Annotated in this window: 28 protein-coding genes and 1 pseudogene; 15 read left to right on the forward strand and 14 right to left on the reverse strand. The window is 69.0% G+C overall.

Annotation, left to right across the window (positions count from 1 at the left end; all coding sequences use genetic code 11):
* Position 1: 1 nt before the first annotated feature.
* From PQV94_RS02960 to PQV94_RS02980, 5 genes are read left to right on the forward strand one after another with little or no spacing between them, the layout of a single operon-like run.
* A complete protein-coding gene (locus tag PQV94_RS02960) occupies positions 2-847 on the forward strand; it encodes a carbohydrate ABC transporter permease (protein ID WP_274287317.1) in 846 nt (281 codons plus the stop codon).
* Positions 848-907: 60 nt separating this feature from the next.
* A complete protein-coding gene (locus tag PQV94_RS02965; protein WP_274287318.1) occupies positions 908-1,771 on the forward strand; it encodes a ketose-bisphosphate aldolase in 864 nt (287 codons plus the stop codon).
* A gap of 37 nt (positions 1,772-1,808) precedes the next feature.
* The gene (locus PQV94_RS02970; RefSeq protein ID WP_274287319.1) at positions 1,809-2,975 is read left to right on the forward strand and encodes an ADP-dependent glucokinase/phosphofructokinase; all 1,167 of its coding nucleotides are present in this window, start codon (positions 1,809-1,811) and stop codon (positions 2,973-2,975) included.
* A 13-nt stretch (positions 2,976-2,988) separates the two neighbouring features.
* Entirely contained in the window at positions 2,989-3,972 is a 984-nt protein-coding gene (locus tag PQV94_RS02975) for a class I mannose-6-phosphate isomerase (protein WP_274287320.1), read from the forward strand.
* A 58-nt stretch (positions 3,973-4,030) separates the two neighbouring features.
* Positions 4,031-4,441: a DUF2255 family protein gene (locus PQV94_RS02980; RefSeq protein WP_274287321.1), complete on the forward strand. Its 411-nt coding sequence runs from the start codon at positions 4,031-4,033 to the stop codon at positions 4,439-4,441.
* A gap of 25 nt (positions 4,442-4,466) precedes the next feature.
* Here PQV94_RS02980 and PQV94_RS02985 read toward each other — a convergent pair whose 3' ends face one another.
* The 6 genes from PQV94_RS02985 to PQV94_RS03010 form a co-directional block, all read right to left on the reverse strand.
* Positions 4,467-5,837, reverse strand: coding sequence for an NtaA/DmoA family FMN-dependent monooxygenase (locus PQV94_RS02985; protein WP_274287322.1), 1,371 nt, complete (start codon positions 5,835-5,837; stop codon positions 4,467-4,469).
* A gap of 72 nt (positions 5,838-5,909) precedes the next feature.
* Positions 5,910-6,536, reverse strand: a complete 627-nt coding sequence (locus PQV94_RS02990) for a helix-turn-helix domain-containing protein (RefSeq protein ID WP_274287323.1) — start codon at positions 6,534-6,536, stop codon at positions 5,910-5,912.
* 50 nt (positions 6,537-6,586) lie between these two features.
* Positions 6,587-7,405 carry a class I SAM-dependent methyltransferase gene (locus tag PQV94_RS02995; protein WP_274287324.1) on the reverse strand — a complete coding sequence of 273 codons (819 nt, stop codon included), beginning with the start codon at positions 7,403-7,405 and terminating at the stop codon, positions 6,587-6,589.
* Positions 7,402-8,190 (reverse strand): ABC transporter ATP-binding protein, encoded by a 789-nt coding sequence (locus PQV94_RS03000; protein WP_274287325.1) that lies wholly within the window; start codon positions 8,188-8,190, stop codon positions 7,402-7,404. The genes PQV94_RS02995 and PQV94_RS03000 overlap by 4 nt, the downstream gene beginning before the upstream one ends.
* A complete protein-coding gene (locus tag PQV94_RS03005; RefSeq protein ID WP_274287326.1) occupies positions 8,187-9,194 on the reverse strand; it encodes an ABC transporter substrate-binding protein in 1,008 nt (335 codons plus the stop codon). The genes PQV94_RS03000 and PQV94_RS03005 overlap by 4 nt, the downstream gene beginning before the upstream one ends.
* A 25-nt stretch (positions 9,195-9,219) precedes the next feature.
* On the reverse strand, positions 9,220-10,302 hold the full coding sequence (locus PQV94_RS03010) for a FecCD family ABC transporter permease (protein ID WP_274287327.1): 1,083 nt from the start codon (positions 10,300-10,302) through the stop codon (positions 9,220-9,222).
* Between the two features lie 89 nt (positions 10,303-10,391).
* Here PQV94_RS03010 and PQV94_RS03015 point away from each other — a divergent pair, with 89 nt between their 5' ends.
* The 5 genes from PQV94_RS03015 (at position 10,392) to PQV94_RS03035 (ending at position 12,713) form a co-directional block, all read left to right on the forward strand.
* Positions 10,392-11,021, forward strand: coding sequence for a hypothetical protein (locus PQV94_RS03015; protein ID WP_274287328.1), 630 nt, complete (start codon positions 10,392-10,394; stop codon positions 11,019-11,021).
* Positions 11,022-11,032: 11 nt separating this feature from the next.
* Complete coding sequence (locus tag PQV94_RS03020) at positions 11,033-11,497, forward strand: hypothetical protein (protein WP_274287329.1); 465 nt, start codon at positions 11,033-11,035, stop codon at positions 11,495-11,497.
* A gap of 71 nt (positions 11,498-11,568) precedes the next feature.
* Entirely contained in the window at positions 11,569-11,976 is a 408-nt protein-coding gene (locus tag PQV94_RS03025) for an A1S_2505 family phage non-structural protein (RefSeq protein ID WP_274287330.1), read from the forward strand.
* Positions 11,977-12,044: 68 nt separating this feature from the next.
* A complete protein-coding gene (locus PQV94_RS03030; RefSeq protein WP_274287331.1) occupies positions 12,045-12,239 on the forward strand; it encodes a hypothetical protein in 195 nt (64 codons plus the stop codon).
* Between the two features lie 96 nt (positions 12,240-12,335).
* Entirely contained in the window at positions 12,336-12,713 is a 378-nt protein-coding gene (locus PQV94_RS03035) for a PLD nuclease N-terminal domain-containing protein (protein ID WP_274287332.1), read from the forward strand.
* A 181-nt stretch (positions 12,714-12,894) separates the two neighbouring features.
* On the opposite strand, the gene PQV94_RS03040 is transcribed toward PQV94_RS03035, so the two are convergent.
* Together PQV94_RS03040 and PQV94_RS03045 are read right to left on the reverse strand one after the other, a co-directional pair.
* On the reverse strand, positions 12,895-14,544 hold the full coding sequence (locus PQV94_RS03040; RefSeq protein WP_274287333.1) for a sensor histidine kinase: 1,650 nt from the start codon (positions 14,542-14,544) through the stop codon (positions 12,895-12,897).
* Positions 14,545-14,631: 87 nt separating this feature from the next.
* Complete coding sequence (locus PQV94_RS03045; protein WP_274287334.1) at positions 14,632-15,108, reverse strand: hypothetical protein; 477 nt, start codon at positions 15,106-15,108, stop codon at positions 14,632-14,634.
* Between the two features lie 107 nt (positions 15,109-15,215).
* Between PQV94_RS03045 and PQV94_RS03050 the strand changes: the two genes are divergently transcribed.
* On the forward strand, positions 15,216-16,337 hold the full coding sequence (locus PQV94_RS03050; protein ID WP_274287335.1) for a hypothetical protein: 1,122 nt from the start codon (positions 15,216-15,218) through the stop codon (positions 16,335-16,337).
* A gap of 15 nt (positions 16,338-16,352) precedes the next feature.
* Here the strand turns inward: PQV94_RS03050 and PQV94_RS03055 are convergent, their stop codons facing one another.
* Complete coding sequence (locus PQV94_RS03055; RefSeq protein ID WP_274287336.1) at positions 16,353-17,393, reverse strand: hypothetical protein; 1,041 nt, start codon at positions 17,391-17,393, stop codon at positions 16,353-16,355.
* A gap of 21 nt (positions 17,394-17,414) precedes the next feature.
* Between PQV94_RS03055 and PQV94_RS03060 the strand changes: the two genes are divergently transcribed.
* Both PQV94_RS03060 and PQV94_RS03065 read left to right on the forward strand, forming a co-directional pair.
* Positions 17,415-17,579 carry a hypothetical protein gene (locus tag PQV94_RS03060; RefSeq protein WP_274287337.1) on the forward strand — a complete coding sequence of 55 codons (165 nt, stop codon included), beginning with the start codon at positions 17,415-17,417 and terminating at the stop codon, positions 17,577-17,579.
* Positions 17,566-17,793: pseudogene (locus PQV94_RS03065) on the forward strand (SulP family inorganic anion transporter); the annotation flags it as partial. The gene PQV94_RS03060 and the pseudogene PQV94_RS03065, both read left to right, overlap by 14 nt.
* Here the strand turns inward: PQV94_RS03065 and PQV94_RS03070 are convergent.
* Positions 17,794-19,230: an HNH endonuclease signature motif containing protein gene (locus tag PQV94_RS03070; RefSeq protein ID WP_274287338.1), complete on the reverse strand. Its 1,437-nt coding sequence runs from the start codon at positions 19,228-19,230 to the stop codon at positions 17,794-17,796.
* Between the two features lie 300 nt (positions 19,231-19,530).
* Here PQV94_RS03070 and PQV94_RS03075 point away from each other — a divergent pair, with 300 nt between their 5' ends.
* Positions 19,531-20,523 (forward strand): hypothetical protein, encoded by a 993-nt coding sequence (locus PQV94_RS03075; protein ID WP_274287339.1) that lies wholly within the window; start codon positions 19,531-19,533, stop codon positions 20,521-20,523.
* Between the two features lie 6 nt (positions 20,524-20,529).
* On the opposite strand, the gene PQV94_RS03080 is transcribed toward PQV94_RS03075, so the two are convergent.
* The gene (locus tag PQV94_RS03080; RefSeq protein ID WP_274287340.1) at positions 20,530-21,060 is read right to left on the reverse strand and encodes a hypothetical protein; all 531 of its coding nucleotides are present in this window, start codon (positions 21,058-21,060) and stop codon (positions 20,530-20,532) included.
* Positions 21,061-21,239: 179 nt separating this feature from the next.
* Between PQV94_RS03080 and PQV94_RS03085 the strand changes: the two genes are divergently transcribed.
* Positions 21,240-22,007 (forward strand): HAD-IIB family hydrolase, encoded by a 768-nt coding sequence (locus PQV94_RS03085; protein ID WP_274287341.1) that lies wholly within the window; start codon positions 21,240-21,242, stop codon positions 22,005-22,007.
* Positions 22,008-22,064: 57 nt separating this feature from the next.
* Here the strand turns inward: PQV94_RS03085 and PQV94_RS03090 are convergent, their stop codons facing one another.
* The 3 genes from PQV94_RS03090 to PQV94_RS03100 all read right to left on the reverse strand — a co-directional run bounded on the left by PQV94_RS03090 (position 22,065) and on the right by PQV94_RS03100 (position 25,690).
* Positions 22,065-23,375, reverse strand: coding sequence for a UDP-glucose dehydrogenase family protein (locus tag PQV94_RS03090; protein WP_274287342.1), 1,311 nt, complete (start codon positions 23,373-23,375; stop codon positions 22,065-22,067).
* 169 nt (positions 23,376-23,544) lie between these two features.
* Entirely contained in the window at positions 23,545-24,990 is a 1,446-nt protein-coding gene (locus tag PQV94_RS03095; RefSeq protein WP_274287343.1) for a hypothetical protein, read from the reverse strand.
* A 145-nt stretch (positions 24,991-25,135) separates the two neighbouring features.
* Positions 25,136-25,690 carry an acyltransferase gene (locus PQV94_RS03100; RefSeq protein ID WP_274287344.1) on the reverse strand — a complete coding sequence of 185 codons (555 nt, stop codon included), beginning with the start codon at positions 25,688-25,690 and terminating at the stop codon, positions 25,136-25,138.
* Between the last annotated feature and the right edge of the window lie 260 nt (positions 25,691-25,950).

Here is a 25,950-nt window from a genome sequence, read left to right on the forward strand (position 1 = left end):
CATGTCGATGACCACCGCTTCGCGCACGCGTCTCGCACGCACCCTGTTGCTCGTCGGCCTCGTGGCCGGTGCCGTGTTCGCCGCAGGTCCGGTGCTCTGGATGCTGTCGAGCTCGTTCAAGCCCAACACGCAGATCTTCGAGAGCCCGCCGCGACTGGTGACCGACGCGTTCTCGTTCGACGCCTACGTCAAGATCTTCACCAACGCCGAGACGATGCGGTTCTTCCTGAACAGCTACATCGTCGCCGGAGCCGTGACGATCCTGACCCTGCTGGTCGCGATCCAGGCGGCGTACGCGTTCAGCCGCTTCGACTTCCGCGGCAAGCGGGTGCTCAACGTCATCATCGTCAGCGTCCAGGCTGTCCCGCCGATCACGCTGCTGATCCCGTACTTCGGTCTGATGGTCGCCCTGGGGCTGTACAACACCTACCCGGGCCTCATCTTCACCTACATGGTGTTCACGCTGCCCTACGCGATCATCATGATGACGGGGTACTTCAACACCCTGCCGCGCGAGCTCGACGAGGCCGTGCGCGTCGACGGAGCGGGCTCGTTCACCGCGCTGTGGCGCGTGCTGGTGCCGATCTCGGTACCGGGCATCGTCTCGGTCGGCATCTACACGTTCATGATCGCGTGGAACGAGTACCTGTTCGCCCTGACCCTGACCCGCACGACCGACATGCGCACGGTGCCGATCGGCATCCAGCTGCTCATGGGTCAGCACTCGTACGAGTGGAACCAGATCATGGCGATGAGCATCCTCGGCTCGATCCCGGTGCTGATCCTCTTCCTCGTGCTGCAGCGCTTCTTCATCAGCGGCCTCACGGCCGGCTCGGTCAAGAGCTGACCCGCACCACACGTTTGTTCCCGACGTCCTGTCACCCACCCCACTCAAGGAGAATCCATCGTGCTGTACACCGGTAAGTCCATCCTCGACGTCGCCAACGAGCACAACTTCGCCATCCCCGCGTTCAACATCAGCGACTGGGCGATGTTCAACGGCGTCATGGACATCAGCGAGGAGAAGCAGGCCCCGGTGATCATCGCGATCCACCCGGATGAGGTCTCGCACATCACCACCGACCTGATCGCCGCCATGCACTCCCGCGCCCACCGCTCCTCGGTGCCCGTCGCGATCCACTGGGATCACGGCGGCAGCTACGAGCAGATGATCGTGGCCATCAAGTCCGGCTTCACCTCGGTGATGATCGACGCCTCGCTCCTGCCGTTCGAGGAGAACGTGGCCCTGACCCGCAAGGTCGTCGAGGCCGCGCACGCCGTCGGCATCCAGGTGGAGGGCGAGCTCGGCACGATCGGCGCGAACGACAGCTACGGCGAGTCGGGCGCCGCGGAGATCATCTACACGAACGTGGCGGATGCGGTGCGCTTCGTCGAGGAGACCGGCGTCGACAGCCTCGCGATCGCGATCGGCACCTCGCACGGTCTGTACCCCGCCGACAAGAACCCCGAGCTGCGCCACGACCTGCTCGAGGAGATCAAGGCGGCCGTCGGCATCCCGCTCGTCCTGCACGGCGGATCGGCGAACCCGGATGCGGAGCTGCGCCGGGCTGTGGAGCTGGGCGTCAACAAGATCAACATCTCCAGCGACATCAAGGTCTCGTACCACAACAAGATGCGCGAGATCCTCGGTACGGACGAGCGTCTGCGTGAGCCGAACGCCATCCAGCCGGGTGCGATCGCGGCGCTGAAGGTCACCGCGGCCGAGAAGATCGACCTGTTCGGGGCCACCGGCAAGGCCGCGCTGTACTGACCGGCAGGGTCACAGGATTCACGAGAGGGACGCCGTGGTGGGAAAGCTCGTTCTGGGGCTCGGTGGCACCGTCGACTATGAAGTGCGATGGGATGCGGCCGTGCTCGAGCAGCTGGCGCGCGCGTACGGCGTGCGTCGGGGCGAGCTGACCACCGCGGCGCCCATCGACGACGAGCGCGCACTCGTCGTCACGGTGCTGGGCTTCCTGGCCGCCGGAGGCGGCGGCGAGCGGTTCGTGGCCGCATCCGAGATCGTGACGCGGTTCGCCGCCCGGTTCGAGACGCGGGTGACCCTGGGCGGCACGGGCGTGCGCGCGGGGCTCGCGCTGGCGAGACTCGGCATCCCGAGCGTGCAGCACCTCGTGAGCATCGACGACAACGTGCGGCGGCTGCTGCCGCCCGAGCTCTCCTACGTCTGCTCGGCGACCCACGACACCCTCGACCCGCACCTCATCGTGCAGTACCCGGCGGGTGCCCGTGTCGGCCTCGTCGACGGCGAGGTGATCGCGCCCGCGCCGAACCGGATCATCTTCGCGAACGACGCGCCCAACCGCGAGATGGCACTGGCGCCGGAGCTGGCCGACGCGCTCGCCGACGCCGACGCCTTCCTCGTCTCCGGCTTCAACACGATGCAGGATGAGGCGCTGCTGCGTTCGCGCCTCGACCATCTGCGGGCGGCGATGACGCGCCTGCCCGCGGATGCGCTCGTCTACTACGAGGATGCGGGCTTCTACCGCCGCGAGTTCTCCGACATCGTCCGCGCGCGCCTCGGCGAGGTCATCGACGTGCACGGCATGAACGAGGACGAGCTGCAGGAGTACGTCGGGCGGCCCGTGTCGCTGACCGACGCCGCGGATGTCGCCGACGCGCTCGCCGCGGCCCAGCGGCTGATCGCGGCCCCTGCGCTCGTCGTGCACACGCGCTACTGGGCGATCGCGACAGGGCCGGAGGCCGGCCGCCACGGTCGGGCGCTCGAGAACGCCGTGCGGCTCGCCGCCACCCGGTACCGGCTCGGCGACGCCGCCACCGCGGACGACATGGCGGCCACGGCCGGGTTCGACCGGCATCCGGATGGTGAACGTGTCGTGTCGGAGGTGGCGCGCCTGGTCCCCGGCGCGGTGGGTGTCGCCGCGTACCGCATCGAGGTCGACTCCCCGACGACGATCGGCCTCGGCGACACGTTCGTCGGCGGGTTCCTGGCATGAGCGGGTTGCCGTCATGATCGTGCGGCTGCCGTCGAACCGGCCTGCCCGCCGCTTCTACCGCGGCGGGCGCGGGATCACCGACTTCCGTCGCGAGGCGCCCGCCGGCAGCTACGAGCCGGAGGACTGGATCGCCTCGTGCACGAGCGTGTTCGGTGAGCGCGAGGTCGGGTTGAGCCGGCTGCCCGGCGGCGCTCTACTGCGCGAGGAGATCGCGGCAGACCCCGAGCGCTGGCTCGGCGACGCGCACGTCGCCCGGTGGGGTGCCGACCCCCTGCTGCTCGTGAAGCTCTTGGATGCGGGGCAGCGGTTGCCCGTGCATGCCCATCCCGACGACGCGTTCGCCGCCGAGAGGCTGGGGCACGCGCACGGTAAGGCGGAGGGCTGGTACATCCTCCGCGGCGGCTGGGTGCATGTGGGCCTGCGTCGTCCCGTGGCGGCCAGTGAGCTGCACGACCTCGTCGAGAACCAGGACACGGCAGCGCTGCTCGATCTGCTGCACGCCGTTCCGGTGCGACCGGGCGATGTGGTGTGGATCCCGCCCGGCGAGCTCCACGCGATCGGCGAGGGCGTGCTCCTGCTGGAGCTGCAACAGCCCGAGGACCTCTCGATCCTGCTGGAGTGGCGCGGCTTCGAGCTCGACGGCGCCCGTGACGGGCACCTCGGCCTCGGCTTCGCGCGAGCGCTCGAGGCCGTGAACCTGGACCGCCGCGCGCCGGCCGATCTCGCCCGGCTCGTGCAGCACGCGCCCTTCGCGGCCAGGCCCGCGTCCGTGTTCCCGCCCGAGGCAGACCCGTTCGTGCGGCTCGAACGGCATCGCGTGACGGATGCGGTGCGTCTCGCGGCGGGCTTCGCGGTGCTCGTGGTGACCCGCGGAGTGCTCGACATCGCCGGGGAGCGCGCTCCGGCGGGGAGCGTGTTCCTCGTTCCGGCGGCCGAGGGCGACGTGGCGGTGACCGGGGAGGGCGAATTGCTCGTCGCCCGCCCGCCCGCGCCCTGACCGGGAATCTTGCGGCCGCATCCGTCCGGGCGCGGCGGGCGCGTCTTAGGCTCGGGGCATGACGGATGCGCTGCTCGCCCACCTCGATGCCACCTCGACCGTGACCGTGGTCACGACCCGCCGCGACGGGGGCGCCGTCGCAACTCCGATCTGGGCGGTGGTCGTCGGTGACGCCGCTTACGTGCGCGCCGCGTACGGCGACAAGACGGCGTGGTTCCGCCGCGCCGTGTCCGGACGACCCGCCGCGTTCACGCTCGCCGACGGTGCGCGCGCCGAGCAGGATCCGGTGGCCGCCCTCGACGACCCGCGGGTCGCGGTGACATTCGAGCGCGTGGCCGCCGACGACCCGGTGCAGGATGCGGTCTCCGCCGCCTACGAGGCGAAGTACGCGGCCGACTTCCCCGAGCACGTGCCGCCCGTGGTCAGTGCCGAGTCGCTGCAGTACACGCTCCTCGTCCGCCCCGCCTGAGCGGGAGGAAGCCCGGGAGGGCGGGTCAGCGCCGGTAGCGGGCGGCGGGGTGCCAGTCGGGAAGGCGTGGGCCGTCGGCATCCGTGAGCATCTCGCGGAGCGTTCCGGTGCGGGGCGTCTCGGGGAGAAGCCCCCGGCGGCGCAGCTCCGGCATGAGCTGGTCGGTGAACTCGGTGTAGCCCTCGATGCCGCCGTACCAGTTCTCGACGAGGAAGCCGTCGACATCCGTTTCGGCGACGAACGCCTCGACCTGATCGGCGACCGAGGTGACGGTGCCGGTGAACTTCATGCCGCCGAAGGTCGAGGGCAGCGAGTCGAGGATCTCGCCGATCGTCGGGCTCGTGCCGTCGGGGCTGCGCCACATGGCGAGCATCGTGTGGCCGACCTCCGTCGACACGTCGTCGAGCGTCGCCTCGGGGTCGAGCTGCGCGAGGTCGACACCCGACCAGCCCAGGAAGAGAGCGGCCGTCGCCTCGCGGGTCGCGGTCGAGTTGAGCTCGGCGCGCAGGCGCTGTGCCTCTTCCTCGGTGTCGGCGATGATGAACGACGCACCGTTGACGACCTTGATGGATGAGGCGGGGCGGCCCGCATCCACCGCCTTCTGACGCAGGCGGGCGATGCCCGCCGCGAGGCGCGCGGCGTTGCGGTCCTGCGTGAACACGCACTCCGCGTACTGCGCAGCGAACGTCGTGCCCGCCTCGGAGGTGCCCGCCTGGAACAGCGTGGGCGTGCGTTGCGGCGACGGCGTCGCGGGGAAGTAGCCGTCGAAGGTGAAGTACGTGCCGTCGCGGCGGATGCGGTGCACCTTGCTCGGGTCGGCGAAGACCTTGTTCTTCTTGTCGGCGCGGACGGCGTCGTCCTCCCAGGCGCCCTCCCAGAGCTCCAGGTCGAGGTCGACGAACTCGGTCGCTGCCGCGTAGCGCTCATCGTGCGGGGTGACCTGGGTGCGGCCGAGCAAACGCACGAGGGCCTGTTGGTTGTCGCTCGTGACGATGTTCCAGCCGATGCGCCCGCCGGTCAGGTGATCGAGCGTCGTGAAGGTGCGCGCATTCAGCAGGGGCTGCTGTGCGGTCGTGGATGCGGTCGCGACGAAGCCGATGCGCGGGGTCGCCGCCGCCAGCGCCGACATGATCGTGAGCGGGTCGTGCACGGGGAACTGCACGGCCTCGCGGATGACGGCCTCCGGCACCTCGCCGGCGTCGTTCATGGGGTAGCCGATGGCCTCGGCCATGAAGAAGAAGTCGAAGCCCGCCGCATCCAGCTTGGTGACCATGTCGGTCCAGAACTCGAGCGTGGCGAAGGCGGCCGTGTCGCCGCGCTCGTGGTGCCAGCTGTTGCCGATGAAGTTGGGTGTGAACTCCTCGAACGCGCCGAGGACGAGCTGTTTGGTGGGCATGCGGCCACGCTAGGAATCGCGTGTTTCGCGGGTGTGACCGCCGCCCGCCGTCGATGTAACGATTCGTGTGAGTTATCGCTCAGGGTCAGCGCTGGAGCCGTGGCGGTGCGTTGCTCCCGCGGCGGTGATGAGCAGGAGCTCGGTGATGCCGGTCTGCGCCGTGGGCACCGTCCAGGAGTGCGCGTTGCGCGCGTCGACCCAGAGGGTGTCGCCGGAGTGCAGCTCGACGTCGTCATGCTCGGCGTAACGGTAGATCAGCGAGCCTGCGAGCACGTGCACGATGTCCTCCCCGTCGTGCGCGTAGGTCTCGTCTTCGTAACCCGGCGTGAGCTCGAACCGGTACGCCCCGAGCTGACGCCCCCGCGCGCCGGCGATGAGCTGCGTGTAAGTCTCCCGGTCACTGCTCTTGTCGCCGTCGCCGTCGCGCATCGGGATGCGGGAGCCGCCGCCGGCGCGGACGACCTCCAAGCGGATGGGCTGCTCGGGCAGCAGCGCCGCGGCGGAGACCCCGAGGGCGCCGGCGAGGCTGTAGAGCGAGGCGATGCTGGGCATGACCCTGCCGTTCTCGACGTTGGTCAGAAACGGCTGCGAGACCCCGGCGGCCGCCGCCAGCGCGCGTGTCGAGAGCTGACGGCGCGTGCGCTCCTCGCGCACGGCGCGGCCGATGGCGGCGGCGGTGGGGGAGGGCGGCTCGCTCATGCGCCCCAGCCTAGGTGAGGCGACGTGTGCGATTCGTCGTCGCTATCGGATCAGCGCACGGCGTAAAGCACGACATCGTCCAGGTAGCGCCAGACCGTGCCCGTTTCGCGAAAGCCCGCGCTCCGCAGGGCCGCGAGATGGAACTCCAGCGACACGGTGGGTGGGGCGACGTGCAGTTCGTCGCCCCAGACCCGTTCCCGTGCCGCGAACGCGTCGCGGTAGCGCTCGACGGATGCGGCTGCCGCCCACCAGGCGTCCCATATGTCAACCTTCGACTCTGCGGCGTCGCCGGTGAAGGATGCGTGCTGCATCGCAGCGTCGTCTTTGGCCGCGATCTCGCGCAGCGTGGGCTCAGCGGCCGCATCGTACGAGAGATGGTCGCCGTTGAGCACGATGCCGCCGGGGCGCACCAGTTCGGCCAGCTCGCGATACACCCGCACGAGCGTCTCGGGCTGCAGCCAGTGCAGCGCGGTCGAACTGACGACGGCATCGAAGGGCGCTGCGGCGACGGCGGGAGCCTGTGTCCATGCCGCATCCGCCAGATCGACCGCGACCACCTCGGCGTGCGCGTCGCCCGCGAACGTGTCTGCGGCGATCTGCAGGAGGACCGGGTCCTTGTCGGCCACGACGAGGTGACCAGCGGGTACCTCGGCGCGCACGGCGCGGGCGAGGGATCCGGGCCCCGCGGCGAGGTCCAGGATGCGTGGTGCAGACGTGCCGTCGACGACGGCCGCCACGACGCGCGCGATGGTCTGGAATCGCTCGGCGCGATGGCGGATGTACCCGGTCTGCTGCGCGTCCCAGCGGGCGAGCAACGTGCGGGCCTCGGTCAGTTCGGCGGGAGTTGCGGAGTCGGCGGCGAGAGTCATGCGGGTTTCTTTCCGTGGAGGGGGCTGGCTGTGGGGGAGTGTCGGCGGAACGCGAGGGCGGTGTCGCCCTCGCCGGTCGGGAGCTCGAGGGTGCGCACGCGATAGAGCGGATCGATGACGGTGGCGGTGAGTACGTCTGCCGCGGAACCGGATGCGGCCACTCGCCCATCGTCGAGGACGAGGATGTCGTCGCACACGTGCGCGGCGAGTTCGAGATCGTGGAGGACGACCACGACAGTCTCGGCCACGCGCCGCAGGAGCGCGCCGATCTCGAGACGATGGTGGATGTCGAGATGGTTGGTCGGCTCGTCGAGCACGGCATGCGATGCGCCGTGGGCGATGGCGCGGGCCAGACTCACGCGCTGCAGCTCGCCGCCGGACAGCTCGGCGACGCGTCGCCGCGCGTGCGGGAGAAGTCCGACCGCGTCGAGGGCGTTCACCACCCGGCGGTCCGTCTCGGCCGCACCGCGCACGCGCGCCGACAGCGCGCCGAGGGCGACCTCGTCGCTGACGCGCACCGAGGGATCGGGGTCGACGTGCTGACCGACGAAGGCGATGCGCTCTGCGGCCCACCGGCGTGATCGGCGGTGGAGGATGGCGCCGTCCAGTGCGACGGTGCCGCTGCGCGGGGTGCGGGCGCCGACCAGGCAGCGCACGAGGGTCGACTTGCCGCTGCCGTTCGGTCCGACGATGCCGGTGACCCGGCCGGTGCGAGCGACCAGGTCGACGCCGCGCAGCACGAGGTGCCCGCCCAGCTCGACGACCAGGCCGCTCGCGGAGATCACGGCAGTTCCGCGAGGAGCTTGCTGAGCTCGGCCGGCCCGCGGGTCGAGAGTACCGACGGCGGGTCGGTGTAGGGGAACGCGAGGGCGACGACGCGGCCGCCCTGCACGGCGGAGAGGCCCGAGACGCCGGGCGCGGAAAGGAACGCGTCGATCGTGGCCTGCGGGTCGCCGCCGGAGTACAGCAGCACGATGGTGTGCGGATCCCGTGAGAGGAGGTCTTCGAGGCTCGCGTCGAACACACGCTCCGGAGTGTCGGTGTAGACGTTCTGCAGCCCCGCCGCGGCGAACACGGGGGTGACCATGCTGGGCCCGCCGTAGGGCGAGAGTGTCGTGCCGCCCGACGATACGTACAGTGCTGCCGCGGTGCCCTTATCGGCGACGCCGGTGCTGCCCAGCTCCGCCTGTGCGTCGGCGATGGCGGACGCGGCGAGCTCGGGCACGCCGAGCATGGCGCCGAACATCGTCAGCTCGTCCCAGACGCGCTGGAAGGTCGCCGTCTGCGTATATGCGGGCGGCGGGTTCTGGCAGTACGCACTGGGGCTGTAGACAGGAATGCCCGCCGCGGTGAGGGCGGCCCGGTCGACAGCGCTTTCCGGGGCGATGACGAGGTCGGGCTGCGCCCCCAGGATGCTCTCCTGCGAGACGATCGAGCCGCCGGTGGCGTTCTTCTGCGTCGAGAGCACGGAGAGCTTGTCGATCATCGCGACCGTAGCGGGCTGGTACAGCTCTGCCTGCGGGGTGGCAGTGACAGCGACGACGCGGTCGACCGCATCCAGTGCCTCGAGCGTGGCAAGCGCATCGTTGTTAACCATGACGATGCGCTGCGGTGCGTGCGTGAGTGTCACGTCGGATCCGCAGTTGTCGATCGTCAGCGGGTACTGCGCGTCCGCCGTGGGGGAAGCGGGGGCATTCGATGCCGTGGATGCGCTCGTGCACGCAGTGAGCGATGCGGCCGCCAGGACGACGGCGATCAATCCCGCGATGCGGGGAGGGTGGGCTTTCATGGGGTCCTTTCGGGTGGGGACGGGCTCAGCTGTGGCTGCGTCGGAGTAGGAGGAGGAGGACGGGGGCGCCGAGGGCGCCCGTGATGACCCCGACGGGGATCTCCTGGGGGGCGAAGGCGGTGCGCGCGACGGTGTCGGCTGCGACCAGGAGCGCGGCGCCCAAGGCCGCAGCGGCGGGCAGCGCGAAGCGGTGCCGCGCTCCCACGAGCGCGCGGGCGGCGTGGGGGACGATGAGCCCGATGAAGCCGACGCCGCCGACGCCCGAGACGACGATCCCCACCATCGCCGACGTTCCGGCCATGAAGGCGAACCGTGCGTGTTCAGGATCGAGGCCCACGGCTCGGGCCGAGTCGTCGCCGGAGGCGAGTGCGTCCAGACGCCCGGAGAGCAGGGAGAGCAGCAGCAGACCGACGATGGTGGCGATCGCTGCAGCGGTCAGAACCGCTGGCTGAACACTCGTGAGCGAGCCCAGAAGCCAGAACAGCACGGACCGTGCCGCCTCGGGTGAGTCGGTCCAGAACAGCAGGAAACTCGTGATGGCTGTCAGTGCGTAGCCGACGGCGAGCCCCGACAGCACGAGCCGGGAGGGCCCGCGCATGGCGGCGCCCCCGGCGATCGCGAGCACGAGGACGGTCGCCAGGACCGCGCCGGCGAGAGCCGCTCCCGAGAGTGCGAGGCCTGTGGCCGCGCCCGCCACGAGCACGACGAGTGCGACACCGGCGGATGCGCCCCCGTTGATGCCGAGCAGGTATGGATCGGCGAGCCCGTTGCGGGTGAGGGACTGCAGCACGATGCCCGCGACGGCCAGCGCTGCCCCGGCCACGACGGCCATCGCGATGCGGGGCGTCCGCGTCGTCCAGACGATCTGGTCGGCCATGGGCGGGATGTCGGCGGGCAGCGCAGATCCGGTGACGTGTGCGGCGATGATGCGCACGATCATGGCGGGGTCGAGGGGCACCGGCCCGATGCCGAGCGCCGCGATGGCCACGATCAAGGCGGCGAGCCACAGCACGGCCACGGTCGAAAGGGCATGCCGGCGCGATGCTGCCAAGGCGACGAGGACGCGGGTGCGCGTGGGTGGCGCCGCTGTTGCGGTGGCGTCGAGCACGGAGATCTACCTGTCTTATTGAGAACCATTCTCAACTATACGGGATGTGGGGCACGGTCCTGACCGTTCCGCATCCGTACACTCGACGCGTGACTGATCTCGCCGCCGACGCAGCGTTCCGGGCGCAGGAGTCGCGGATGCGGATGCGGCACAGGGCGCAGCTGCTGTGGGCGCTGGTCGTGATGTGCGTCGTGGTGAGCGCACTCATCTGGGCGTTGTGGGTGGTGCCGGTGTCGCGGTCGGTCGCGGCGGCGCAGCCGGTGCCGCTGGGCCAGACGGTCGAGCTGCCCGCGGAGGGCGTCACGGGAGTGTGGGCGTCGGGAACGGCGCCGCTGCTGGGACTCGTCGAGTGCCGAGCCGAGACCGCCGACGGGCGCGCGCTCGGCACCTGGTCGGTGCCGTCGCCGGGATGGGACGACACGCTGTGGTGGATGACCCACGGCGGCGGCTTCTCGCCCGTGCTGAGTATCGCGGATGCGGGCGGCGCTGCCGCATTCGTCACCTGTTCTTCGCAGCTCGACGCGTACGACGGGCAGTTCCTGCTGGCCGGCGACGTGACCGCCGGCGGCGGTGGCGTGGGCCTCGGGCGGATGGGAAACGTCGACTATCGCACAGGCACGCTCCTCGCGCTCGGCGCCGTGGGGCTGCCGCTGTTCGCGTTCCTCATGACGATCGTGCTGCTCGTGCAAGGCCTGCGTGCCCGTCGCTCGGGCCGATAGCCTCGATCGGTATGAGCGCCGTCACCTACTCCTGTGTCGAGCCGGACTGCGGATGGCATCAGACCGTTCCCTCGCACCGCGCGCGGTCGACGGATGCGGCGCGCGAGCGGACCGAGCACGGCGGCTCCCATGAGCCCGAGGCGAGCTTCTCGGTGCGGGAGCGCTGGGTGTGGCTCTGGCCCCTGTTCGTCATCAACCTCGTGTGGCTGGGGGTGAGCGTGTACGCGGCGGTCGAGAACGACTTCACGCTCGGGGTCTTCGCGCCGCAGGTGGCGATGCTGCAGGCGTGGTGGATCGGGGCGATCGAGGCCGTGATCATCGCGGTCGGCACCTTCTCGTATGCGTCGACCGTGCCGGCAGGCGCGTCGTTCTGGCGTCGCGCCTTCGCGGGGCTCACGATGTCGGCCGTGCTCGTGATGATCGGCAATGGGGCGGCCGTCCTGGCGTTCCTGGGCTGGATCTCGTCGGCGCTGTGATCGCCCGTCTCGCGGTGACGGATGCGTGCCACCCGCCCCTTCTCGCCGGGGCCGCCGACGATACTGGTGGCATGTTTGCCTTCGACGATTCGCCCCAGCGGGCGCGACGGACACCCGCTGTCGTGACCGAGCTCGCCGACGGCGAGGTGTTCGTGTTCGGCAGCAACGCGAGCGGCCACCACGGTGCGGGGGCGGCGCGCGCCGCCTTCGAGAATTTCGGTGCCGAGTGGGGCGTGGGTGTCGGGCCGACGGGTCGCTCCTACGCGATCGACACGATGAGCGGCTTCGACACGATGATCGAGCAGATCGTCGACTTCCTCGACTACGCCCGCGCGCATCCCGACACGACCTTTCTCGTCACGCCCATCGGCACGGGCATCGCCGGACACAAGGTGGAGGACGTCGCGCCGCTCTTCCAGGGTGCTCCCGCGAACGTCGTGCTCCCGCAGGTGTTCGTCGACGCGTTCGACGCGCAGTGAGCGCAGAGCCGCCCCGTCGCCGCTTCCGGCCGCCGCGCACCGTGCTGTGGCGGCTGTTCGGAATACAGATGTGCGGGATCGTCCTGATCGTGGTGGGCACGGTCCTGCATGTGCACCTCGCGGTCGTGCTCCTGGCCGCCTTCCTCGTGCTCGTCAGTCTGCTGCGCGTGTGGTGGGAGCCGTTGCCGACGACCCGCTGGATGGCATGGATCTCGCCGGTGCTGCTGGTCGCGGCGGTCATCGTCTGGCTTGTCGCGGGCTGAGCGCGGCTTGCTCGCATCCGCGCTTTCTCCGACGAACGGCGGGATGCGGGCTACGCGACCGTTGCGCTCGGCGACTCGCTGCGGCACGTTGGATGTATGCCGTTCCTCGCGTTGATCATCTTCGCCGTCATGGTGGTCGCGCTCATCGATGCCATCACGCGCCGCGACGATCAGATCCGGTTCCTGCCGAAGGTCGCGTGGATCTTCTTCATCGTGCTGCTGCCGCTCGTCGGCTCCATCCTGTGGTTCACGCTCGGCCGTGAGCACGGCGGCGGGCGCGAGGCCATGAGCTTCGGCGACCCGCGTCGCTGGTCGAAGGAGGAGGCGGCCCCTGCTCCCGCGCCGCGTCCGCGCGACACCCGTACGACCGAACAGCAGCTCGCCGACCTTGAGCGCGAGGAACGTGCGGCTGCCCTGGAGGCGGAGATCCGCCGGCGCCGGGCCGCGAAGGACGGCGGCTCCGCGAGCGCGTGAGCGGCGCAGGGTTCTTCTTCCGCACGCGCTTCTTCCTCACACGCTGAGGCGTGCCGGGTGGGTTGCCGGTGGGGTGGGATGTGGCGGAGTTGTGTCCGAACTCCTGCGGAACCAGATGTGGGGGCCGATTCGGCGCCGGATAGGTCGAATCTGCAGGAGTTCGGGCTCGAGAGGGTCCGGCTCAGGGGCTGCTGAGGGGGTAGGGGTGCTGCGGGATCTCCAGGGTGAAGGTGGTGCGCTCGCCGGGCTCGCTCTCGATGTGGATGTGGCCGCCGTGCGCCGCGACGATGGCGCGCGCGTTGGTGAGGCCGAGGCCGAAGCCCTGGATCGCCTGCGCGCGGGCGTAGGGCGCGCGGTAGAAGCGGTCGAAGGCGCGGCGCTGTTCCGAGAGGGTGAGTCCCTGGCCGGTGTTGGTGACGGCGAGCATCACGCGGCCCTTCGCGACGCCGTAGCGGAGGATGACGGCCGCATCCGCCGCGCCGAACTTGATGGCGTTCGTCAGGAGCTCGGCGACCGCGATCGTGAGCTGCTCCTGGTCGGCATGCACGGGGAGCGCCTCGGGACCGGTGAGCTCGATGCGCACGTTGCGTGTCTGGGCGAGGGCGGCGACACGTTCGGATGCCGCCCGGCAGATGCGGGCGGCGTCGGTCTCGACCCAGTCGAGCACCTTGTTGCTGTCGTTCGCGGCGAGCAGGTCACGGACGCGATCGAGCAGGTCGTTGGTCTTGCGGGTGACGATGTCGATGTAGCCGCGAACCTTCGTGTCGGCGGGGTCGACCGCGTCGTCGATCAGGTCGAGGAAGCCCGTGATGCTCGTGATGGGGGTGCGCAGCTCGTGCGAGACCGTGCGCAGGAACTGCTCGCGCACCTCGATCGCGTCGGCGAGTTCGGTGACGTCGTAGGCGACGACGACCGTTCCCAGCAGCTCGCCGTCTTCGCGGCGCACCTGGCCTGACGAGGCGATGATGGCGATCTGCGAGTCGGGCGGGCCGATCCACTCGAGGTGGTCCTCGATGGCCTCGCCGCGCAGGGCTCGCGGGATGATCTGCTCGTCGTAGGGGATGCGGGTCACGCGGTCGGCGGCGAAGGCGTTCTCGCCGCTGTAGGGCGGGATGTCGAGGCGGAAGCCGGCGACGACGGTCATCTCGCGCGCGGTGGTGTTGGCCACGTCGAGCCGGCCTTCGGCGTCGAAGAAGGCGACGCCCGCGCTGACGGTGTTCAGGATGCCGAGGGCGATCGCCTCCGCATCCTTCGCGTCGCGCAGCGCTTCGGCCTGCGCGCGGGATGCTGCAGCCAGGCGCACGCCGTTGCGGCGCAGGGTGCCCGCGGCGACGAACACGATGACCGCGACGCCGATGATGAGGATCGGGAAGGAGACCACGTTGGCCCATTCGACCGCGGTGTCGGGCCAGTCGGAGGTGTAGAAGAAGCGGAACGAGGTGATGAACGCGCCCCCGAGGACGCCGGCGATCATCCCGTACCAGGGGAAGCCGTAGGCGAGCCAGAGGATCGGGAAGAGCGACAGGATCGTGACCGCGGCGACGCTGGCGCCGATCTCCGCGCGGAAGAAGGCGACGGCGAGCAGGTCGAGGGCGGCGACGGTGATCATCCAGGAGCGGTGGATGCGTTCCCACGGCACCGCGAGGGCACCGAGCGTGGCCACGACGGTGAGCACGACACCGGCGATCATCGGCCATGCGCCCCACCGGGCGGGCTCGACGAGGGTGGTCAGTGCGGCGATGTAGATGACGCCGAGTGCGAACGGAAGCTGCGCGCGGAGGAAGACGCGCAGGCGGCCCCGGGGGCTCGCCTCCATCTCGAACAACGGCATTGCTGCTCCTCGGGTCGCCTCTTCTGAGATGACCATGCCATTGCGGAGCGCTGAGCGCCACAATCGGGCGTCCCGGCCGATCCTGCGCTATGTGCGCTGCGGCTTGGGATAGGCGGCGCGGAGGTAGTCCGATTGCAGGTAGTCCGAGACGCCGATCAGCAGGATGGCGAAGACGATCTGCTCGCTGATGACCCACCACGGATAGAGGCCGGGGATCGCCGCGAGCACGAGCGCGATGATCGGGAAGATGCGGCTGAACAGCTGGAGCCGACGGATGGCCCAGTACCAGCCGGCGCGCGCCCGCCACAGGAAGTAGAAGAGCGTCGCGGTGATGCCGAGGACGACGAGGCACCGCATCCAGACGGCGAAGCCGACGTTCTGGCCGGATGCGGTGAGCCAGGCCGATGTGACGACGGTCGCGATGCCGAGCAGGAAGCAGGCGACGAGCAGGATCGTGATCGCCCGAAAGGCGCGGGTGACGCGGGGATCGTCGGAGGGGGCGACGCGGTAGTCCGCCATGCGGCCGCCGGCGAGGCGGTCGAGTCGGAGTAGGAAGGTCTCCATACCCTCAACCTTACGCCTTACTGAAGGTTGATGGGAGAGTGCGGGAGGTGGGTCGTCTTCCGTAACGCGGGCACTGCGGCGTCGGAGACGGTCGCTAGGGTGCGATCGTGGGGGTGGACGTGGACGAGAGATATGTGCCGGGTATTCCTGCGGGTCGGGGGCGGCAGGCGCTGACTGCGGTGGCGTCGGGCGTGCTCTTTGCGCTGGCGAGCGCGATCATCGTGTTCGCGCCGGTGCTCGAAACGAGCGACCCGCACGCATCCTTCCGTGACCTGATGGCGCTCAGCCACGGGTTCCGTGAGACCGCGATCGCGACCTTGGGTTTCATCGGGAGCGGCGTTCTCGTGCTGCGCATCACGTACGCGATCGGCGACCGGCGTGACGTCGATCGCGAGCAGTACGCCGAAGCGGATCAACGCTTCTCGACGGTCGCCCGCGTCGCAAGCGTGCTGGCCGTGTGGCACGCGACGCTGGCGCTGCCGTCGGCGCTGACCGGCTTGGATGAGATCGGCACCGCCGCGGCGATCGTCGCGATCGTGCTGCTCACGCTGCTGTTCGCTTTCGCGGTGGGGGCATCGTGGGCCCCGGGGGCGCGTCGTCAGCGAGAGGTTGCGATCGCCGAGCGGGATGAAGCTCAGCGGAGAGTCGACGCGGTGGGGGCAGCGCGTTCACGAAGCTATCCGCGGTCGATCCTGGCGGCGCTCGCGTGGATCGCCGTGACGGGGGCGCTCGTGCCCGCTGGGCTCGGGTTTCTCGCGATCCGGCTCTTCGCCGTGACGGATGCGTCGAGTGTCGGAGCGCCTGTGGATATCGGATACGCCACGGCGATCGCGGCGATTGCGGCGATCATCGGAGCAGCCAGTTGGTACGGCATCTACATCGCTCAGCTCGGGCGCTACTTGCGTACGGGCATCCTCGCCGTTCTCGCGCGGGTCGCGGGAGTTCTCTTCGCGACGGTCGGGTGGATCGCACTGGTGCTTGCGTCGGTGTCGGGCTGGGTGGAGAGCAGGTGGGACGGGTGGGTCGTGAGCGGCATCCTCTTCTTCGTTCTCGGAGCGCTGGCCGCTCTCGCGAGCCTGTGGTGGGGCGGCGACTCGCGGTCCTCACCGGTGACGGCGTTGCGACGGATGCTCGTCAGAGCGGATGTGCGGGCCATCGACCGGCTGGACGAGCGCATCCGGGCGCTCAATGAGCGCATCCACGAGAAGACGCTGATTCGCGCCACGTAGTGGCACCCGCGTCTGTCAGAGCGCGTCGAGGATCATCGACACGAGTCCGAGCGCGATGAACGCGGCCGGCACGATCGTGGAGGCGACCGCTCCCCAGGAGGGGCGGGCGCGCAGGCGGCGACCGGGGGTGGCGATGGCGGTGTGGGCGTCGGCGTGGTCGTCGTGGTACAGCTCGGTGCGGGAGCGCATCTTGCGTCCGACGAGGTCGATGAGTGAGATGAGCCGGGTGAAGCCGCGCGGCGTGGACAGGCGCCAGGGGCGACCGCTGTAGAGCACGAGCCATCCGTCGAGGAGCTCTGCTTCGCAGTCGGATGCGAGGTCGATCATGAGCGCCATGAGGTCGGGCGTGAAGATGTAGAGCGCGTCGGTTTCGTAGCCGCGGGGGCAGTAGAGGGTGAAGGTGCGGTCGAAGTCCCCCTCGAGGCTCAGCTTCTGTTGGCTGCGGAAGCGTCGACCGGTGGTCTGCAGGACGCGGGCGCGGCGGTTCTCGAGCACGATGTGCGGAGTCTGCCGGTCGAGGGCGATGGCGGCGATGCCGTGGCGACGGCGGGTGCCCGCGACCTGCGGTGCGAGGGTCGCTGCCGTGAAGCGGGGGAGGTCGTTGTCGGGCGGGCCGCCGCTGAGAACGTCGGTCGTGACGACGAAGGCGTTCGCGCCGGCCATGACCGAGCCGGGCAGCCGCGGGCCGATCGGTCCACGGTCGCTGTAGGTGAGATGGTTCGCTTCGGCGGTGCGGAAGATACGGGCCGGGCGCGCGGCGTTGCGCCAGATGATGGAGCCGAGCATGAGTGCGTACAGGCCGGTGAAGACGAGGAAGCCGCCGTAGACGGCGTCGGACAGGGCAGAGTCGAGTCCGAAGGCCGGCATCATGACCTTCAGGAAGATCGCCTCGGCGGCGAGGAACACCGCGATCGTGATGGCGACGGACCACCAGCGACGCCCGACGGGCACTCTCGTGCGACGGTAGAACTCGTTCACCTCGCGCAGCGAGACCGGCCCCGTCAGCCCTGTGAGATTGAGTGCCGCTGCGGTCTGCGGGAGGCGGCGCGAGGGCATGCTGTCAGTTTATGGATGCGGGTGCGCCGGTCAGATCCGCGCGAGCAGCCCGAGGAACTCGTCGGCCATCGCGACGTGTCTCGTGAGTCTCTCGCGACGTTCGGACGCTTCCTGCTGGATCTGCTCGAGGCGTTGGCGCAGGTGACCCGGGTGGCGGATGAGGGCGCCACTCGCGTCGAGCAATGACCTGGCCACGCACTTCACCTACGAGGACGACCCGGATCGTGTGGTGGTGGAGATGAGCCGTTCACACCTGTGGGACGCATCCACGGTTGCCGCTCTGGATGCGATCGTGACGACGTATGGTCGGCTCGGAAAGACCGTCGAGATCGAGGGGCTGAACGCGACGGCTTCGGCTTTCCACGGCCGGCTCACGGGGACGCTCGACCGTGGGCACTGATCAGGCAGAGTTCTCCCACGGAGGGGGATCGACGTCGTCTCGCGTTCGTCGGTCGTGATGATCGGGGGAGCTTCGATCCGTCTCGGGGGCGGAGCTCGGCGGCTCGGGTTCGTCGGTGAAGAACACGACGGGCGGCGACGCATGGTCGGTGTAGGTGTGTCCGAGCGGTGAGGTCCACGAGACCTGGCCGTCATCGAGCAGCGAGACTCTCCACCCCGTGAACTGCTTCATGGAGTGGTGGCGCTGGCAGAGTGCCTGCAGGTTGCCGGCGGCGGTGGGGCCGCCCTGCGCCCAGTCGACGACGTGGTCGATCTCGCATCGGACGGCGGGGGTCGTGCAGCCGGGGAACCGGCAGTGCTGGTCTCGTGCCTGCACCCACCTGCGTAGGTCGGTCGGGGCGAGGCGCCGATCGCTCGTGAGCACCCGGCCGTCAGCGGGGTCGGTGAGGATGCGTCGCCATTCGACGTTGCCGCCGGCGAGGCGTCTCGCGGTGTCGGCGTCGATGGGGGAGCGCCCGGCGAGATCCGCGGCACCCTCGTCGGCGCCCAGAAGGGAGAGCGCGGGCACGACGACCTGGATCTGGGCGCGAATCGCGCCGAGTGTGCCCGGCCCGTCGCCGGGGAGTGCCGCATCCGCTCCGGGGTTGCCGGTGAGAAGCAGGTCGGCCATGAGGTCGGCTCGCAGCTGGTCTGTGGTTCGCGTGTCGGATGCGAGGGTGGCGTCGGCGGTGTCGGGCTCGCGGCCTGAGAGGCGCGCTTCGCGCACCCGTGCTGCCGCCTGCGCGCGGAGGTCGAGCAGAGCGCGGGCCATGCGGGTGGCGCGATCGTAGGCGCCCTCGACGAGCACGGTGGGTGCGTCGATGCCGAGATGGCTCATTCCGTCGCCGAGGGCGGAGACCGAGACCCCACGCCTCTCGCGCGCGTCGAGGTGACGCTCGGTGAACGACCGAGGATGCAGGCGCTGCGCCAGCATCTCGATGGCGCGCTTCGCCCGCCCGGGCGTTTGCGCCTCGCACTGGGCGAGCGCGTGCGTCTCGAAGACGGCGCGGGTCTCGGCCGGCAGGATTGCTCCGGCGTCGGTGATGACGCGGACATGACCCATATGGATGCGGCCCGACTCGAGCGCGGCGAGGGTGCGCGGGTAGTCGGAGGTGAGCTCGGCGGCCGCATCCATGCGTCGCTGCACCGCGCGGTCGGAGAGGTGCAGCGCGGCGCCGATCTCGGACGAGACCGCGCGCTCGGCCATGTCGCGGGCGCGCACCTGCGCGGGTGAGGAGGCGGCGACGTCGCGAGCCAACTCGCGCGCAGCGGCGAGCGCACGCGCCATGCCGGCTTGGGCTGCTGCGAGTGCCGCATCGGCCGATTGGACGGCGTGGACGATCTCGGCGAAGCGCGCATTGTGTGCGTCGCTGAAGCCGATCACCTCGTCGCGTGCCATGAGTGCCATCCCTGGTTCGGACGCGCTCGCGCGCGACCTGTGATGCCGGGGCACTCGGCGGGAACAACAGCCGAAGACCAGGTGATCTTCGACCTGCTGAGAGTCTGCCACCGACCTCAGACATCGAGTGGGGTGGCGCCTTCTCCTGTCGGAAGCCGCTGCTTTCGACGTGAAACGAGCATCGCACGCACCTCGGACATCCGACACGGGAGGGGCACGGCGGTCGTCGGAGCACCCGGTGGTGGGGTGGCCGCGTGGATAGAGTGGATCGGTGTGAGGCGACGGCGCAGGGCGGCAGCGATGAGCGAGCGAGTGCTCGCAGTCGGGGCGGCTCTCGCGCTTACGGCGATGCTGGTGTCCGGTTGCACGGGAGACGGCGAGGCGGGAGCGTTCGCGGCGGAGTTCGCTGACGATCCGGCGGTGGCTTCGGTGGAGCTTACGAGTCACGACAATCAGCCGTTCACCGGAGGGGTGAGCGGCCAGGTGGTGGCGCGCGAGGGGCTGGCCGATCATGAGGTGTCGGCGCTCGCTGACCGGCTGAGCTCGTACACGCGGGAGAACGGCGAGCGGATGCGGGGGCTGGTCTCGCTGCTCGCGGACGATGTCGAGCTGATCGTCACCGGACATCTCGAGACGGATGCGGCGGCCGTGGGGACGGCGCTCGCCCTCCGCGCCGACGAGCGCGTGGTGTCGGGGGAGATCGCCGAGTCGTTCATCTCACTCGTAGGCGTCGATGTGAGCGCGGCGATCGAACTGATCCGCGATCTTCCCGAGCTCGTGGTGGCCGCTCCGCCGGAGGCGCGTGCCGAGCTGTTCGTTCGCACCGAGGACCGCGTCGTGGATGTCGGGGATGCGCCGGCACGGGTCGCGGGCGCACTGGCCGCGTGGGACGCCCTGGCCGCCGAGGTTCCGATGACGGGGATGAGGCTGCGCGAGGATGCGTTGGTGATGACGCTGGCGCAGGAAGCGGACTACCCGCGCGCCGCTGACCGTGCAGCTGTGCTCCACGGTGATGCCGAGCCGCGGCTGGCGTTCGCGAGCGACCTCATTCGACTCGGCGAGACGGACGGCGTCCATGCCCGTGACCTCGTCGCGAGGCTCGATGCGTCGCAGCTGGAGCACATCGCCTATGTCTGGGAATCGGGCACGCGGCTTCAGATCGCGGTGACGTCGAAGCCTCACCTGGATGCGGTCGCCGGCTCCGTCACCTCAGCGCTGCCCGAGGGGACGACCGAAGCGTGGGTCGTGGTCGACGGCGACCCCGATTCGCGGGTCAACCTCGTCGTGCCGTAGGGGCAGTCACTCGTCGTCGCTCGTGCAGGAGGTTGCGGCGGCTTTCACGAATGCGGTCGTCTGATACGCGAACTGATACATCCAGTCGCCCGGTGTGAGGTGGTCGTCCACACCGATGACTTCGACCTGGACGTCTGGTGAGCACCTCGCGAAGATGTAGCGTGTCCGTGCCACATGGGGAGTAAAGGTGACGACTGCGACCTTTTGCACCTCGTGGGTGCGGGCGTAGTCGTTGAGCATGAGAGCTTCGCCCTTCGTCGTGAACGGCGTCGGCGACTCACAAGTGACGCCTTTCTCGGCGCAGACGGCCATCTTGGATGCCATGAACGCGCCGCCACTTTCGGGCGGGGGGACGGAAACGAGAAGAGCACGGTGAGAATCCGAGTTCAACATAAGCCGCGCCTCGTCCATGCGCGCCGGCGTCGGTGGGCCGATCACATAGACGAGATCCGCTCCGGTCTCGTCGCCCTGCGGCGGGTAGACGAAGACCGCAGTCAGCACCACGATCAGCGTGAGCGACATCATGGTGGCGCCCATCGTCCAACGTAGTGAGCGGCGACGGTCATTCGCTGTCGGCCTTCTCGGCCGGGACCGGTCGGCGAGCGAGTTCGGCGTCATAGCGGCGACCTTACGAGCAGCACGTGAACGAGCCGTTTCGTTACATGACGGCCTGGGGCCGTCACCGATTTGTAACCGGCATCGGCTTGGCTGATGTCATGACTCAGCCGCCGAAGCTCGTTGCGTTCGATCTGGACGACACCCTCGCGCCGTCCAAGAGCGCGGTCGACCCGCGGATCGCGAACCTGCTGCTCGAGCTCGCCTCCCGCGTCGAGGTCGCGATCATCTCCGGCGGCCAGCTCGCCCAGTTCCGCGCGCAGGTCGTCGAGCAGCTGCCCGAAACAACCGACGACATCCTCGACCGCATGCACCTGCTGCCCACCTGCGGCACCCAGTACTACCGCCTCACCCCCGCTGGCATCACCACCGTCTACGCGCACAGCCTCACCGACGACGAGAAGACCCGTGCCCTGACCGCGGTCGAAGAGGAAGCCAAGCGCCTGGGACTGTGGGCAGAGCAGACCTGGGGCCCGATCCTCGAAGACCGCGGCTCGCAGATCACCTTCTCCGCCCTCGGCCAATCCGCACCCCTCGACGCGAAGACCGCGTGGGACCCCACCGGCGAGAAGAAGAACACCCTCCGCGAAGCCGTCGCCGCCCGCATCCCCGACCTCGAAGTCCGCTCCGGCGGATCCACCAGCGTCGACATCACCCACCGCGGCATCGACAAGGCCTACGGCATGCAACGCCTCGCCGAACACACCGGCATCAGCCTCGACGACATGCTCTTCATCGGCGACCGACTCGACCCCGACGGCAACGACTACCCCGTCCTCGCCCTCGGCGTCACCTGCCACGCCGTCCACGGATGGCAAGACACCGCCGACTACCTCGACACCCTCATCCCCACCCTCCCCACCCGCTGAACGAGTTCGCCCTGATTGAGTAGAAGTGCTCAACCCGGGCGAACTGCGCGTAGGAGGCTACGGACGCCCCATGCCGAGGTAGGTCCACCCGGCGGCGCGCCAAGCTGCCGCATCGAGCCCATTGCGGCCGTCCACCACGACTCGTCCCGCGGCCAGAGTCGATGCGTGCTCGGGGTCGAGCTCGCGGCGGTACTCGTCCCACTCGGTCACCATGATGACCGCATCGGCACCGCGCAGCGCCTCGTCGCGGTCCTCGACGTAATTGAGCTGCGGGTGTACGCGACGGGCGTTCTCGATCGCTGCCGGGTCGGTCACCGTCACCCAGGCGCCGAGGCCGTGCAGGCGCACCGCGACGTCGAGGGCAGGCGAGTCGCGGATGTCGTCGGAGTGCGGCTTGAAGGCCGCACCGAGCACGGTGACGTTCTTCTTGAAGACCGACCCGCCGAGCCCCTCGACCACGAGCTGCACGGCCCGCTCACGACGGCGGAGGTTGATCTCGTCGACCTGGCGGAGGAACGCGACGGACTCGCCGCGGCCGAGCTCCTCAGCGCGCGCGCTGAATGCGCGGATGTCCTTCGGGAGGCAGCCGCCGCCGAAGCCGATACCGGCACCGAGGAAGCGACGACCGATGCGCGCGTCGTGTCCGATGGCATCTGCCAGCTGCGTCACGTCGGCGCCCGTGACCTCGGCGATCTCGGCCATGGCGTTGATGAAGCTGATCTTGGTCGCAAGGAAGGCGTTCGCCGAGACCTTGACCAGCTCGGCCGTCGCGTAGTCGGTGACGATGAAGGGTGTGCCCTTGGCGACGGACGGGTGGTAGACCTCGCGGAGCACGGATGCGGCGCGCTCGCCCTCATCGCCAGCCGGCACGCCCGCGACGAGGCGATCCGGATCCACCGTGTCTTGCACGGCAAAGCCTTCGCGTAGGAACTCGGGGTTCCACACGAGGGTGGCGCCCGTGGCGCTGACGCGCGGAGCGAGACCTGCCGCCGTGCCCACCGGCACGGTGGACTTGCCGGCGACGATGTCACCCTCGGTGAGATAGGGCAGAAGTGCGTCGACCGCGGCGTTGACGTAGGTCAGGTCGGCCGCGTAGCCGTCCTTCTGCTGCGGGGTTCCGACACCGACGAAGTGGACCTTCGCGCCCTCCGCAGCGGACATATCGGTGGTGAAGTGCAACCGGCCGGAGGCGATGCCCTCGCGCAGGATCCCCGTCAGGCCGGGCTCGAAGAACGGCGCCTCGCCCGTCGACAACGCGTCGATCTTGCGCTGGTCGACATCGATGCCGACCACGTCGTGGCCGATCGACGCCATCGCCGCCGCGTGCACGGCGCCGAGGTAGCCGCAACCGATGACCGATAGCTTCATGAGTCCCCCATCATGGCTCAGTGATGTGTCTTTGTTATCAGACCGAAGTGACGTCCTGATGACGACTGTCGATCGAGACGTCGGCATTCACACTGAGGGTCGGGCGGTCGTCGAGCTTGGTACGTGTCGCAGACAAGGTGGCGTCCACTTAAGACACTGCGCGCAAGTATCAATGGTTGCTGCGTCCAAAATTGTAACGAACAGCAGGCTTCTGGTCGGGCCTTTGATCGCCGGGGTGGGCACGTTCGGATACCGCCGTGCGTGTTCCACGATCATCGCGCGGTCGCGGACGTGCGGTTGAGTGGTTCGCCATAACAGTACCGAACACCACTCCGATGAGAATGCCGAACAGGGCGTTGAACGTAGGGCCGAACAATGTCTGAGACGCGATAAAGATGGCGCACAATGCCGCTGCTTCGTTCAGATGAGCCCGCAATTGCCGCAACGCGAGGGCGATGATGCTGATGATCAGAACGAGCAGAGCGACGGCTGCGAGCAAGCCGTATCGCACGAGCGTGTCGACGAAGAGATTGTCGGCCGCTGACTCAACCGGCCGCCCCACGACGTAAGCGAACGGATTACCGACAGATCCAAGCAGGTTCAGCCGGGCGACGAGAGAGTCGTCGTTCGCAGAGAAGCTCGTGTAACGATCGGCAGTGAGGATTGTGGACCCGGTTCCGAAACGTGAGAGCACGACGGTCAGCAGGTAATAGGCGCCGCCGAGGAAAGCCACGAGGAGTATCCGGGTAAACCCTCGTGCGCGTACGAGTGCCAGCACGACGGCACAGATGGCTACCCCAAGCAGCACGGATCGAACTCCGCTCAGCAGCAGAGGGAACGCGAGGTAGGCGCCGAGCGCAATCCAACCGAAGCGACGGATTCCGCCCTGCGCGGTGACTGCACTCGCAAGACAGAGGGTGATGACGAGGCCGATGAACAATGCGTAAGGGCCAGGCGACTCTGAGGCGCCAAACACCCGGACCTGGAGAGGGAAGGGGTGCCCGATGCTGGTCAACAGACTTGAGCGCATCCATGCTCGATCCCAGTTAGGGAGAACGAAGAATTGGTAGATGCCGTACGTGCCGACCACGATGCCGAGCGTCGGTAGGACACGCACGACTGCATCCCATACCGGCGGTAGCTGACCCGTCGCAAGCGCTACTGCTAGCAACAGAGGCACGATGATCAGGCCTGCAAAGAAGAGCCCTTCGACGGAGAAGGAGCCTGTGAGGATCACCGTTCCAGCCACGCCCGCGACCACCGCGAGGATGAAGACCTGAGAGACACGCAGGCGCTTGTCGGTGCGTGGTTGCGTCAAACTGGCGATCAGCACGCCGGCCGTCAATGCCAAGGGCAACAGGATCAGCGGGTCTCCTTCGGTGTACCCGGTCTCTCCGGCGACGAGCCTGCGCAGGAGGCTCAGTGTTGGTACGAGCGTTACCGCGAAGACCACTACTCGCCGGCGCCCGCCGAGAAAGCACCCCACCAGCAGGCCGAGGATGACGATCGAGATCTGAACTGAGCTCGCGAGAGCAGCGGCCACGAGCAGTGTCGTTAGGGCGACCACCGCGATCCAGACAATGGCGGGCTGTAGCGATGCGCGACGCCCGGTCATGGTCGCGAGTCTATCGACGTCGTGTTTAGCGGGCGGGGACGACGGCGAAGAGCGCCCCAGGTGCGGCGGGGGAGCAACATGATCGCGTTACGTGAGCGACGAGGCATTGGTCGCCCAGCGTGACGCTGCGCGGTCAAGGGCTCGCTCACTCCGGTGAGCTGAGGTGGAGGGTCCTGATCACCCGGGCAGGCACTCCAGCCACTAAGACCCCGGGAGGTACGTCGGACGTAACCACCGCACCTGCGGCTACGACGGCGTCATTCCCGATCACGCAAGGGCCGATCACGGTGGCGTTAGTCGCCACGAAGGCACCTGCGCGGACGACGATGTCGTAGCCCTCGTGAGGGATTGCGGACTTGCGGGCCGCCCCCACCTTCGAGATGTCATGAGATCCGGCAATGAGCGTTACGCCGGAACCGAGCATGGCGTTCTCTTCGATCGTGACCGTGCCGCCCGTGGCGTTAATCATCACGTTCCCCAGGGTGGCCGTCGGGTGGAACGAACACCTAGGGCCGTTGGATCCCACGATGTAGTAGTTGCGCTCATAGGCGTACCGCACGAATCGCCCGATCGGGCCATCGGCGAGGCGTCGACGGACGCCAGCGAGGATCGTCTGCAGAGAAGATGGTGACGCAACGGGTAACCGGTGCGCTCGAGCGGGCGGCTGGTACCCCAGCGGACGCGGATTCACGATCGGCATGCGCCCCAGGGTACAGACGGCACGTTATCGGCGCGTGACGGCATGAATACACTGGCTCGGTCGTGCGCTTTGAACCGGTCGTCCGCGCGGCGCGGGCGCTGGGCGAAGACGAGAACCTGCGGGGATTCGGTCGCGCTAAGGCAGGCTCAGAATGCCGTCAGCGTCGGGCGGCCGTGCCGGGGGCGCCGCCACTAACGCCCGGAGATCAGGAGCTGCCCGTCACACCATCGCCGCGCGTTTGAGAACGGCTATTGCCGACG

Origin of the sequence: Microbacterium sp. Clip185 (assembly GCF_028743715.1) — a bacterium.
Taxonomy (GTDB): domain Bacteria; phylum Actinomycetota; class Actinomycetes; order Actinomycetales; family Microbacteriaceae; genus Microbacterium.